The following is a 13,332-nucleotide window of genomic DNA, read 5'->3' as shown; positions in this document are numbered from 1 at the left end:
TGGCATCTAATTTCTGTAAAAATGTGGTGAAAATGCAAGTGGTTGGAGCACTCAGCTGATATTTGCTGACTAAGTCACCATTTGTTAACGCTTCTACTGAGACTTCTACGACAAAAACAAAAAAAGGCACCTTGATAGGTGCCTTTAATCATTTCTTTATCTAAGCAACGCTATTTAGCTTAGGTTTTAACTCTTTTCGCGTCAAAGTTTCACTAAAGTCATGACTGAAGTGGTCAACTTGAATCGCTGTGTAGCGTAGTTTATCAGCAGCAACAATTTGGTCGACTTCTTCTTGTGTCAGAACATCAGCAGCAAGTGCTTGAGCCAGTTTATCCGCCAGCAAGCCTTTACGAGCCACTTTGCCCTCTTTCACTGCTTTGAAGATCTTACGCTCCAAAGGTTTAATGCTGTACATCGCATTGAAAGCATTCTCCATAAGGCCAACACTGTCATCTTCCTCTTTGCCAATGTAACAAAGGTGAGTCAAACGTTCACGGTGTGCACCTGGAGTCATCAAGCTCTCTGCTAGTTGAACGGTTAGGTTATCACTTGGTTTTTCGAAGTGGTTACCTACAGGGAAAACTAGACCTTTAAGTACTTTACCTACCATCTTGTTCGGGAAGTTACGGTACGCTTCTTGTAACGACTTCGCCGCATTGTGGAAACAGTGTTGAACCGCGTAATGGACGTAGTCTAGGTCAGCTTGTTGACGACCTTCGTCTTCATACTTCTTAAGCGCAGCAGACGCCATGTATAGGTAACTTAGACCATCACCCAAACGTGCTGAGATAAGCTCTTTACGTTTCAGTTCACCACCTAGCGTCAGCATTGCGAAATCCGCACTGACAGCAAGCGCACGGCTCAAACGAGTCAAGTCTTGGTAGTAAGGCTTAGTCGGACCGCTCATGTCGGCTTTAATGAACTTAGAACCTGTTAGTGCCGCACCAAAAGCACCGAACGTGTTTTTAGTCGCGTGTGAGATGTGCTTGAACAACAAGCTATCAAAGTCTTTTGCACCTTGCTTCTCATCTGGGTTCGCTGCCGCTTCCATTTCGCTCAATACGTATGGGTGACAACGTGTCGCACCTTGACCGAAGATCATCAGGTTACGAGTTAGGATGTTCGCACCTTCTACTGTGATAGCAACTGGAATACCTAGGTAAGGCGCTGCCAAGTAGTTCATTGGGCCATCTTGAATTGCACGACCTGAATGGATATCCATTGAGTCATTCAAAATAGTACGTGCCATCTCTGTCATATGATATTTCGCGATAGCCGTTACGATACCCGGCTTCTCTTTCATATCAAGTGACGTGGTTGTCAGCGTACGAGTCGCTTCTAATAGATACGTTAAACCACCAATACGGCCTAAGCTCTCTGCAACACCTTCAAACTTACCAATCGACATACCGAACTGCTTACGAACATAAGCGTATGCGCCAGTCGTTTTCGCTGTTAGGTGGCCCATCGCCGTGCCAAGTGCGGGTAATGAGATACCACGACCTGCAGACAGACATTCCACCAGCATACGCCAGCCTTTACCTGCGTAATCTGCGCCACCGATTAGCCACTCCATAGGAATAAAGACATCGTGACCGCGAGTTGGACCATTCATAAACGCAAGACCAAGTGGATCATGACGCTCACCAATCACAACACCTTCGTGGTCAGCTGGAATAAGTGCACAAGTGATCCCAATGTCTTCTTTGTCACCCAATAGCTTTTCTGGATCGTGAAGTTTGAAAGCCAGACCAAGTACCGTTGCCACTGGTGCTAGCGTAATGTAACGCTTGTTCCAGTTAAGCTTGATACCTAGTGTCTCTTTGCCTTCGTGCATGCCCATACACACAGTGCCGACATCAGGGATACCACCCGCATCGGAACCCGCTTCAGGGCCTGTTAATGCGAAACATGGGATATCTGTACCGTCAGCAAGACGTGGTAGCCAGTAGTCTTTTTGATCTTGAGTACCGTAGTGAGACAGTAGCTCACCAGGGCCAAGAGAGTTTGGAACCATTACTGAAACTGCAGTACTGATACTACGAGTTGCAATCTTGGTTACGATTGTAGAGTTGGCGTGCGCCGAAAACTCACGACCGCCGTACCCTTTCGCGATAATTAGCGAGAAGAAACGCTCTTTGCGTAAGAAGTTCCAAACTTCCTCTGGAAGGTCTCTGTCTTCTTTCACAATTTTGTGGTCATCAAGCATAGCGAGCAAAGTTTCAAGTTCATTATCCATGAACGATTGCTCTTCTGCTGTCAGCTGAGGTTTTGGGTACTGGTGAAGCTTAGTGAAATCTGGTTTACCAGAAAACAGCTCTCCGTCCCACCACACGCTACCCGCTTCCATCGCTTCTTTCTCGGTGCTAGATAGTGGTGGTAGTACTTTTTTAAAGAGTTTAAAAGCTGGGTCACTTACCCATTTTTGTCTTAGAGAGCTCATAGTTCAGATCCTTTTGTTCACTATATTGTTTGTGAATATTTTGCTTTTTATTGTTTTATTCTTTTGCTGACATGCCAGCGGCCAAATATGGAATGAGAATATCGACCACTGCCTTCGCATCTATCTTTCTGTCATAGTCATTCTCTGCAATTTCTATCAGAGCCTGGCTAGATGCCATGGTGAATACACAAGTCCCTAGGGTGAAGTGCAATCGCCAAAATAACTGTTCTTGAGTGAGATTCGGGTTGGCTTTCATTACTGAGCTAGTAAACAGAGTTAGTACTTCGCTGTAGCGAGTGGTAATGAACCAACGCAAGTGACCTTGCACATCCGTATAACCTCGACCGATGAGTAACATAAATCGACTCGTACCATTTGGCCTTACATCATTCAGTGCTCTTAGCGGCTGTCTCAGAGACTCAAACACATCACTCATAGAATACGTTTCGTTCAAGTTTAAGTTCACTAAAGCGTCTTGCAGTGCAGGCATAAATGCTTCTAAGTATCGATTTAATACGGCACGAACCAGAGTCTTCTTGTCGCCAAAGTGGTAGTTCACTGAAGCAAGATTGACATTGGCTTTACCCGTAATGGTGCGTAAAGAGGTGTCATTAAAACCGTGCTCAGCAAATAAGCCTTCAGCCACATCTAAGATTTTGTCTTTGGTTGTACTTCTTGGTGCCATTTCAATCACTCGTATTAAACAACTGTTTGAAATATACGCTTAGTACATTTATTTAACAAGCAAGCAACATCACATTTTCACAAATTGGTCGTACCAGTTAATCGCTTTATTCACTAACCGATTGAATCGATGCATGTTTACAAAAAAGGAAAAATTAATGAATTTTCTGGGAACTGAAATAGAAATGGAGGGTCATAAATTAAGTAGAAAACAGAGTATTTAGAAGTTTAACAGGCCGTCAAACTTGTCTCTCCCCTGCTTTCTTAATTACTGCATTTTCCTTATTAACTCCTATACTTGTATCCGCCCAAACCGTGTTGGTTTGGGCTTTTTTTTGTTTGTTGTTTAGGGTGAAACCTTACTTACCCTTCTTCACTGCTACAACTACAAACTAAACAGCGCGATCGATTCTTTATATATTGTCATTTTTTCCTAAAAATCGAACTACCACGCTTGGCACATTGGTCTCACTGAGATACGTATTTCAAACAACCTCCTAACCAACGTTTACCAATCTCTGCCCAAGCCGAATTCTAGCCTTGCATTTATTTTCAACACATCTACTCGAAGCTTGCCACCTGTCACTACTGGTAAATTAATCAATAGAGATAGAGACTTACATTCGAAATAAAGCCAACAAACTTAGCAATTTCTAGCAGATGTCCTAAGCTTCGTTTAATACCCTTCTCAACTAAGTAGTTAAACGTAGTTAAACGCTAGTTGGGAGGAGGCGGGAGCTTTTAAAAGTAGAAGGAGACCTACTTTGAGACTGTTTAAATTACCCATCATCTGTTGCTTAGCTATTGCAACTCCACTCTCTGCTCAAACTTTAGAACAGGCCGTTGCCATCACCTTGGCTACCAACCCTGAGATAAAGAGTATCTTTAATGAGTTTGTGAGTGTCCAAAAACGAAATGATGCCGCAGGCGGTGCTTATAGGCCGAGTATCGATCTTGATGCTGGTATTGGTTACGAAGGTATAAACCCAGCAGAAAGTAGCGGGAGCCCGGACTCTGACCTTACACGAAAGGAAGCCACCATATCCCTCACTCAGTTGCTGTGGGATGGTTCGTCGACTCTCAATGATATTGACCGTACTGCCGCAGAAGCGGAATCGGTTCGCTTACAATTACTCGCGGATGCCGAAGACAAAGCGCTAGAGGTCACACAGATCTACCTGGATGCAGTCAAAGCAACTGAAGTTTTAGCCCTTTCGGAAAGTAACCTTGCCATCCACAAGAAAATCTATAAAGACATCAAAAAACGTGCAGTCTCAGGCATAGGCTCAACCGCAGATGTATCTCAAGTAGAAGCTAGGATTGCAAAAGCGCACGGCAATTTATTAGCCGCACAGAACAACCTAATTGATACCCACACTCAATTTAGAAGAATAGTGGGTCAAGAACCGCTTGGCTTAGTTTACCCAAGAGCCGATATTTCTATGATTCCTCTGTCATTATCAGACGCCCTTGTTGATGCTCTGGACCAACACCCGGTAATCAAAGTCGCAACTGCAGATGTCGATTCGGCGCACTTCCAGTACAAACAATCAAAAGGGGTTAACTACCCGACTTTCTCTATCGAGGCATCTCAATCATGGCGCGATGATGCGGGAGGCGATGAAGGTTCGAGCCAAGAGACGTTGGCAATGTTAAGAATGCGATACAACCTCTACAACGGTGGTACCGATAGTGCTAATTCAGAAGCTGCAGCTTACCAACTCAATAAAGCGAAGGATCTAAGAGATCGTGCTTATCGACAAGTGGAAGAAGGCCTTCGCCTATCTTGGAGTGCATTGGACCTGACGTTGCAACAAAAGAACTTCTTGTCTGATCACGTGGATTCGGCGTCAGAAACCGTTATCGCTTATGAGAAACAATATCGAATCGGCAAACGTACGCTCCTTGACCTGCTTAACACTGAAAACGAATTGTTTGAAGCCCGTAAAGATTACTTAGATGCGCATTACTCTGAACAGTACGCTAAATACCGTGTAATGAACGCGACAGGCTCTCTATTGAACGCTCTACTGGTCGACATTCCAGACGAGTGGACAACGGCCGTGGAGTATTAATGATGAAAAGACCTTATTTATTGCTTTCCGCATTAACGATAACGCTATGTGCATGCTCTAGCCAAAATGAAGAGCCCTACATAGAAACGCCAGAAGCGGAGCAAATTTCAGACCTGCAAGACGATGATAACGATGGGGTGGTCAATGCACGAGATACCTGCCCAAGTACACCTAGAGCGTCATTAGTTGATAATGAAGGCTGTGGCGAGACTATACGCTCAGAAGAAGTCAGACAGCTGAACATCCTTTTCGCCAATGACTCCTATGAAGTTAACCCTATCTTCTCAGATCAAATCACTACCATGGCTGAGTTCTTAGAAACCTACCAAAGTGCATCGATAGAAATTCAAGGTTACGCCAGTAAAGTCGGCGCGAGTGAATACAACTTAGAGCTATCAAAGAAGCGCGCTCACCACGTTGAAGATGAATTATTGTCGAATGGTATAGACCCGAGCCGAGTAAGAGTTGTCGGTTACGGTGAAAACCGCTTAGAGAGCGATGGCAACGATGCTACTTCTCATGCACTGAACCGTCGAGTAACAGCAACGGTTGTCGGGCTGAATGAGCAGATCGTCGAGGAGTGGACCATATTTACCACGCTAGAAAAATAAAGTGACACTGTCACTCCGGTCATCCAAAACGATCCGCAACTCATGCCGATCAAAATAATGAGTTGAATCTAGGAGTTTTAGATCATCAATAACTAACCAAACTAAAAACACTAGCAATTAGGATCAATAAAGCCGTGATAGGAAACCCTATCACGGCTTTTTTGTTCTTTGTTGTCACATGAATCGGGGAGGATGATTCTGTGACTCGTCTTGCTACTCAGAAAATAGCTTGTTAATCAGTGAATAGGCTCGCCGTTAAACGAGCCTACCGCTAATTATAGTTTTACTTCTTGTTGCTTTGCTGTTTTCGGTAAAGAAATGCTTAGCAGGAAGTAACCTAGAATTGCAGCTGTTGTAGACCCCATCAGGATGCCTAGTCGAGCTAGTGTGTCAAAATCTGCGTTCGTTGGGCCAAACGCTAACGAAGAGATAAAGATAGACATTGTAAAACCAATACCACACAGCACAGATACTGCGAAGATGTTCATAAAGTTCACACCTTCAGGGAGCTTAGCGACACCCAGTTTCACCGCACCCCAGCTGAATGCAAAGATACCAAGAGGCTTACCAACCAATAGACCCATAGCGATACCAAGCGGTAGCATACCTGTTAGGCTTGAGATTGAGATACCTTCCAATGAAATACCTGCGTTTGCAAAAGCAAAGACTGGCAAAATTGCAAAAGCGACGTATGGGTGCAGAGCATGCTCTAAGTGTTTCAGCGGTGAACGCTCCCCTTTATTGCCTTTCAGTGGAATAGCAAAACCAATTACTACACCAGCCAATGTTGCGTGAACACCAGACTTCAATACTGCGAACCACAGAATAGCACCAACAATGAGGTAAACGCTCAGCTTAGTCACATGCTTGTTGTTTAGCATGAACAACACACCAGTCGCGATAAAGCCAACTGTAAGTGCTAGCGTTGATAGGTCGCCTGAGTAGAACAGTGCAATGATAACAACAACACCTAGGTCGTCAATAATTGCCAGCGCTAGCAGGAATACCTTCAAGCTTACCGGTACACGGTTGCCAAGAAGAGCCATAATACCCAGTGCGAATGCGATATCAGTCGCTGCTGGGATAGCCCAACCTTGAAGCGCTTCAGGGTTACTTGAGTTAAATAGCACGTAAATAAGTGCAGGAGCTAGCATACCACCCACAGCTGCGATAGCTGGGAAGATTGCTGTCTCTTTAGACTTTAATGCGCCTTCTAAAAGTTCGCGCTTAACTTCTAAGCCGATAAGAAGAAAGAAGACAGCCATTAAGCCATCGTTAATCCAGTGAGACACAGACATACCAAGAACGTAGCTGTGAAGTACACCTTGGTACATTTCGTTCAGTGGTGAGTTTGCTACAAACATTGCGATCGCCGCAGCGATGACTAGTATGATGCCGCCAGCAGATTCCATTTTAAAGAAGTCACGGATGACGTCGGTCATGATTTCGCCCTTATATTTATTATTTAAATAAACGAATAACAAAGAATAGCCATGAGTTTATATCCAAGTTTAATTGATAGATAATCACTTCTTCGGATGTTTAACTTCGGTTTTTCCTACAAATACTAAACAATACGTCGTATATTCCATAATGTTGTTATGCACCATGAATTAAGTATAGATGAGATTATCGAACCTGTATGCACAATTCATTGAGGTTGAAGAAAAGTAGAAGGCATAAAAAAAGGCTATCAAATGATAGCCTTAGGTGTTTTTTAGTAGCCGGTTAACTGCATAAAACCGGTCGCTTCATGGCTCCCGCTCGCCCTTATTGGCCCTTCCCAATATGGTATGACAAATGGAAGCCACATATCTCTGCGTATAATGCGTGTCGTCAGGTTGATATCGTGCTTAGGGACATTAATGATCCATTGCAGGGGCATCCGTCTTCCATTCATCAACGTTGTATTTTGCAACGGTTGAATGGAAATATCAGATTCCGTTAATTGATAAACTTTGCCTGAGCGCGTTGCTAATGTACCGAATACGTAAGGCAGTTGTTGGTTATGACGATAACGGTTAATGCTCAACGCAGTACCGTCATCGAGGTTAAATATAAACCAATCCCAACCTTGTTGGCCCACACCAAGTAAGCCGCTGCCCCACTCTTTATGTACCCACGCTGTTCCTTCCACTTTTTTAGCAACGCCGTCTAGGTTCAATACACCGCTCAAAGATAAAAATGGGGCGCTGAAGTTATAAGACGCGACAGGCAATAAGTCGTGTTTTTTCTGATAGCCGTTCTCACCGTTGAGCACATAGGGCCCTTTTGCAATGGTGTCGAGCTCAAGTCCAAACGTGTCAGTTTGCACTTGAAGGCGTCCAGGGAATGGTGTGTTGCCGAGTGCGCGCCAGTTCCAGTTATCAATCCAAAGTCTGAATGGGCGATTGGTCATTCCCGCTTGGCCAATACCGCCACGAGCCATGCGCTGCTCTTTCCATACTTTTGACTTAGAAGAGACCACTACGTTTGAAATATAGACTTGAGGGCTTTGCCACCCAGGAGTTTCACGTTCGTCCGTTGCGATACGGAAAAAGCTCCACTGAACCGAATAGTCTTTGCCGTCATCACCTTTCAAAGACGCAAAGTAATGCCACCACTCATGTTGAAACTCTGGGTGGAACTTAAAATCTTGTGGTAGCGAAACGTTGCGGTCTGGCAATACAGGCTCGAACACATTGAAGTGTTCATTAACCAATACTGAGTTAACTTCATTCACGCCCTTTTCACCAGGATCGATGAAATAGGAGTAATATCCCCAAACACTTAAAAAGATGCCGAAGAAACTGATTAATAAAAGAGAAGACAGGATTCGTTGTCTTACCTTCGTTGAACTATTCCTTAAAAACATACTAAAGCGCATCCCTCAATGACTTCATCGGAGTGTTCCGAATCATTCTCATCACTGGTAAAGCACCAGCTAACATCAATGCTGCCATGGCCCACGCAAATGTCTGCAAATAGTCCCAAGGAATCACTTGTAACTCGAGTGACCAGCCAAAAGACTGCTTTATCACGATATCAACAATTAGGCTCGCTAACGCTAAGCCGAGAGGAATCGCAATTAAAGAGGAAATAAGCCCAAACACAAACAGCTGCAAGCTACCTGTCAGAATCAGCTCTTTCGCCGAGACCCCCAAACAGCGCTGCAAGGAAATATGCCTCTGTCGAGACACTTCACCCGCAACCGTCGCGAAGAAGATACCGAAGACGGCGATAACCAAGGTGATGTTTCCTAAAGTATCTGCAATCGCGAACGTCCTATCGAACACTCGCATCGCTTGACTGTGGATATTGTTGTTATCAAAAACACGCTCCGAGCCAAGCCTGAATACGTTTTCTAATCGGCTGCGAAGCCCTAATGAATTAACATCGTCTTTGAGTATTACGCCAAGGCCCACATTGCCCCGCCCTGCAAACCCATACAGCCAGTTTCGATGTGACATCATAACTTGATGGTAAGGGTTGCCATAATCGTAATAAACGCCGACAACCTGCCAACCAGAGCCGAGGTTGTCATAGAGGTCAATGTAGTCGCCTGGGCGAATCCCCAGCTTGAGAGACATCGATTCACTGATCAATACACCTTTAGAGTGATGTAAGTGATACCAGTAATTCGGAATACCTAATTTAATGGTCAGTGCTTCTAGTTCGCCTTCTGAAGGACCTGTACTGACCACCTGAATGCTGCCGACTGGAGACGCAAGATCTTTCTCCCAACGCCACCAAACCGAATCCACTTCAGGCTGGTCAGATAGCCAGTTACTCATACGAGCAGCGGCGTTGTTGGTCGGGTAAATATAAAGATCGGCAGCCAAGCGCTGTGTTAGCCATTTATCAGTGGTATCTCTAAAACTACCGACCATAGTTTCTACACCAATATTGGCTGTTAAGGCCAACATAAAGGCCATCGTCGCCACACCGCGGTAGCTCATACTTGAAGCTGCGTCAGCAAAGAACCAGCGAGCACGAACCCAGCGCAATGAATAAGAAAGGCTGTTAAATAACTTCCACATCAAAAACGGGGTAAATAGAGCCACACTAATCAGCATTAGTGCGATAATCGCAAAACCCGTTTCCTGAGTCTGAGGGGCTTGATACACAGCGACAGCTGCAACCAAGAAACCACAACCAATCAAAGCCTGCCAAGTGAACTCTGTGCCAGCAAAGCGCATCAAAGATAAACGAGAGGTCAAACGAATCGGTTGTGAACGAAGCAGACGAACCAATGGCCAAGCACACGCTAAGAACGCACCAAGTAACGCCATCAATAAGCTGTAGCCGCTCCATCGCCAATTCCAGTCAATCGTTAAACCAACGTTGGCATCGTATAAGTCGCCTAAACTTGAAGATACCGCAGGTAACAATTGGTTAGCTAACATGACCCCGAATACATTACCGCAGATCCAACTCAGTACGACCAATAGCAGCAACTCTAAGCAAAGCGCTTTAGCCAGTTGCCATCCCGATACACCTGTTTGTCTTAAGATTCCGACTAACGGTTGGCGCTGAATAAATGACAGCGACATGGCTTGATAGAAAATAAATAAGCCAACCACAAACGACAGCATACCCATCGCTTTTAGATTTAAGTGGAATGCACTGGTTAGCGACTCAAGCTCTGCCTTAGAGCTACGAGAGATCGTTAAACCATTGGGTAGCATGTTTTTAAGACGCTCAAACTTCTCAGTGGACATGTCTGAACAGGCAATCACTGAAAGCCCGGCACTACGTTTGAGCATTCGGAGCAATGAGATATCCGCAATCAGCCTTGTACCATTAATCAGGTCGTTTTGATCAACAACCACAGGACCAAGCTCAGAACCATCCATCAAAGGGATGTAATCACCGTTGTGCCATTCCATGTGTTCAGCAAGATCATCACTGACAAGGATTGGATACGGTGGCTTCATGAGGTTCAAAGCTGTGAGATCTTTTAAAGCAATACCAGGTTGTAACTGAAGCATAGAAACAGGGTCTATGCCGACAAGCATGAAGTTTGCGCCATTTTCATCAGTGATACGATGGTGATCAAGAGGAGAACACTGTTGAAAGCCTTCACGGCGAAGGTGGATATAAAAGCCTTGCGGGATTTTATTGGCGTTGTGTTTTGGTCGAATACGGTAAGGAAGAGGATTCGAAAAGAGCTTTTCGCCATGCGCATAGCTTTGCTTAGCGTGTTGGTTGATAGCAGTAACACCAACCAAAAGTGATACGCCGAGGGTTAAACCAAGCCATACCAAAATAATCTGCAGTGGGTAACGTCGATAGTGACCGAGTAGTGCCTTAACTACGGGCCATAACATGCAGTTGCCCTCCTTGTAGACGGATCCTACCATCCATATGCAGAGCTACTTTTTCACTGTGTGTTACCAACAGCAACGTACATTCTAATTGACGAGCCAAAGAGGTCAGCAAACGCATTACCGCTTCTGCATTACGCTCATCTAAACTACCGGTCGGCTCATCGGCCAGCAATATTTTTGGTTCCATATACAGCGCACGCGCAATGGCCGCACGTTGTTGTTGGCCACCAGACGCTTCTTCAGGGTAACGGCCAAGTAAAGGCATAAGATCTAAAGCAGAAAGAATCTGTCTCCAGAGCCCTTTATCTTCAGGTAAACCTTTTAATTGACGGCAAAAACGAATGTTATCGGCGATGTTCAATGTCGGCAGTAAGTTGAACTGCTGAAAGATATGGCCAATATTGTTTCTGCGATAAGCGGTGCGATCACGCTCGGTAGAGTCGTGCATGTTGAAGTGAGGGAAAGCGATTTCACCCGAATCGGCAAGGTCTAAACCCGCGATAAGATTCAGTAAAGTACTTTTACCTGAACCGCTTTCGCCCATTAATGCCAGCTGGTCACCTTGGTTTAATGTCAGTTCAGCACCTTGCAAAACAGGGTGGAACTCCCCCCCATCGACATAGCCTTTACATAGGTCTGACAGCTTTAACATTAAACAGCTCGCATTAGTTAGAATTTGGAAGGAGAATCTACACTAATTCCCTGTTATGAGGAAGTATTTTGAAAGATAGATCACACACCAACGATAAAGTGATGCGATTGGTGCGCTCGACTTCAACTTCCTATCAAGTTTTTAATCCATTTTCTTGTTTTCATGCGATAGAGCGACCCGCCCCACTTAATTACTTCTTCAGTAAGGAACAATAGGTAAACCCACTCAGGTGGAAACTTAAAGTAAATAGCGGCGATGGCTGCCAACGGAATACCTATCACCCACTGAGCAATCAAATCTTGGTATAGACAGAACTTCACGTCACCGCCCGCTCTGAGTACACCAACGATCACCGTCATTGGAATAGATCGAATGACAATACCCACGCTGAGAATCAAAATAAACTTCTCTGAAAGTGCTCTAGTTTCTTCTGTCAAAGCACTAAAGGCATTCAATATTGGCGTTTGTATAAAGTAGAGGAAAATCGCCACCACAATACTGGTCAAGAAGCACAAAATCGTTAAGCCGAGTGCTTGATAGTAAACCGCTTCATTGTTTTTCGCACCAAGTTGGTTGCCCACCAAAACCGCGGCTGCATTCGACATCCCAATCAATAAACTCAATGAGATAGATTCAACTGGCGTCATCACCGAAAGCGCAGCTAAACCTTGCACGCCCGATTGCCCCATAATGGCATGATAAGCGAATAAGCCACCAGCCCAGGCTAAGAAGTTGAAGGTTGTCGGCAAGGACAATTTCAAGAAGCGAACAACTTTCTCCACCGTTGCTGCGGCTTTAATATCACAAAGTTTGAAGGCTAATAAATGTTTAGAGAAATAGAGGTAGCCAAACAAGGTCGCCACTTCAATTGCGCCACTCAGAACTGTCGCAATTGCCGCGCCTTTGATGCCAAGAACAGGAAACCCTAAGTTACCAAAGATCAACACCCAGTTTAAGAAGACGTTAGACAGGATACCGATACCACTGAAAAAGGTACTCAATCCAGGCTTATGCATCGCTCTTAAGCCAACGGCCATACTGCTGACACACGATACAGCTAACATGCTAAATGAGGTGATAACAATATATTCAACACCCAAGCTAATCACTTCTTGAGAGTCGGTAGTCACACCCATAATTTGTGCAGGGAAAGAGACAAAGAACACGATGGTCAACAGCGCAAACAGCGTCGAAACCAGCCAGGTTAGTGCTGTGCTTTCTCTCACACCTTGTTTGTTGCCCGCGCCCCAATATTGAGCTGTCAACAGAGCTCCGCCCGTGGTCACGCCCACCAGCATAATGGTCGTCACAAACATCGCACGGCTTGCAACTCCGACTGCAGCAATATCTGCTTCTCCTAGTTGACCTAACATCAACACATCCACCAAACCTCGGCTTGAAAACATGATGCTCTGCAAGGTGATTGGCAAAGCAATGGCAATCAACCTGCGAACAAAATCGCCGCGTGTGTGATGAATAATTGAAGAGAGCAACATAGGAATACCTGAACGGAACGTGTTGATGACAAAAGGATTATTCTTTCAGTATATCAATGTTC

Annotated in this window: 9 protein-coding genes; 2 read left to right on the top strand and 7 right to left on the bottom strand. The window is 44.8% G+C overall.

Annotated features, from left to right (window positions below):
• Nucleotides 1-160 precede the first annotated feature (160 nt).
• Entirely contained in the window at nucleotides 161-2,443 is a 2,283-nt protein-coding gene (locus tag OQJ75_RS09475) for an acyl-CoA dehydrogenase (protein ID WP_004734682.1), read from the bottom strand.
• 55 nt (nucleotides 2,444-2,498) lie between these two features.
• The gene (locus tag OQJ75_RS09470; protein WP_054546579.1) at nucleotides 2,499-3,128 is read right to left on the bottom strand and encodes a TetR/AcrR family transcriptional regulator; all 630 of its coding nucleotides are present in this window, start codon (nucleotides 3,126-3,128) and stop codon (nucleotides 2,499-2,501) included.
• A gap of 763 nt (nucleotides 3,129-3,891) precedes the next feature.
• On the opposite strand from OQJ75_RS09470, the gene OQJ75_RS09465 reads away from it, so the two are divergent.
• Nucleotides 3,892-5,202, top strand: a complete 1,311-nt coding sequence (locus tag OQJ75_RS09465; RefSeq protein WP_265972777.1) for a TolC family outer membrane protein — start codon at nucleotides 3,892-3,894, stop codon at nucleotides 5,200-5,202.
• The gene (locus OQJ75_RS09460; RefSeq protein WP_248387776.1) at nucleotides 5,202-5,813 is read left to right on the top strand and encodes an OmpA family protein; all 612 of its coding nucleotides are present in this window, start codon (nucleotides 5,202-5,204) and stop codon (nucleotides 5,811-5,813) included. Before OQJ75_RS09465 ends, OQJ75_RS09460 begins: the two co-directional genes overlap by 1 nt.
• A 275-nt stretch (nucleotides 5,814-6,088) precedes the next feature.
• Here OQJ75_RS09460 and nhaA read toward each other — a convergent pair whose 3' ends face one another.
• The 5 genes from nhaA to OQJ75_RS09435 form a co-directional block, all read right to left on the bottom strand.
• A complete protein-coding gene (nhaA, locus tag OQJ75_RS09455) occupies nucleotides 6,089-7,255 on the bottom strand; it encodes a Na+/H+ antiporter NhaA (protein WP_265972775.1) in 1,167 nt (388 codons plus the stop codon).
• A 275-nt stretch (nucleotides 7,256-7,530) separates the two neighbouring features.
• Nucleotides 7,531-8,679 (bottom strand): lipocalin-like domain-containing protein, encoded by a 1,149-nt coding sequence (locus OQJ75_RS09450; protein WP_265972773.1) that lies wholly within the window; start codon nucleotides 8,677-8,679, stop codon nucleotides 7,531-7,533.
• A complete protein-coding gene (locus OQJ75_RS09445; protein ID WP_265972772.1) occupies nucleotides 8,669-11,122 on the bottom strand; it encodes an ABC transporter permease in 2,454 nt (817 codons plus the stop codon). Before OQJ75_RS09445 ends, OQJ75_RS09450 begins: the two co-directional genes overlap by 11 nt.
• Nucleotides 11,103-11,774, bottom strand: coding sequence for an ABC transporter ATP-binding protein (locus OQJ75_RS09440; RefSeq protein ID WP_017060385.1), 672 nt, complete (start codon nucleotides 11,772-11,774; stop codon nucleotides 11,103-11,105). Before OQJ75_RS09440 ends, OQJ75_RS09445 begins: the two co-directional genes overlap by 20 nt.
• A gap of 122 nt (nucleotides 11,775-11,896) precedes the next feature.
• Nucleotides 11,897-13,270, bottom strand: coding sequence for an MATE family efflux transporter (locus OQJ75_RS09435; protein WP_265972771.1), 1,374 nt, complete (start codon nucleotides 13,268-13,270; stop codon nucleotides 11,897-11,899).
• Nucleotides 13,271-13,332: the final 62 nt, after the last annotated feature.

It is taken from the genome of Vibrio sp. 14G-20 (assembly GCF_026241515.1).
Taxonomy (GTDB): Bacteria; Pseudomonadota; Gammaproteobacteria; order Enterobacterales; family Vibrionaceae; genus Vibrio.
Note: the sequence above shows the minus strand (reverse complement) of the source record. Positions and strands in the feature narration are given on the sequence as shown.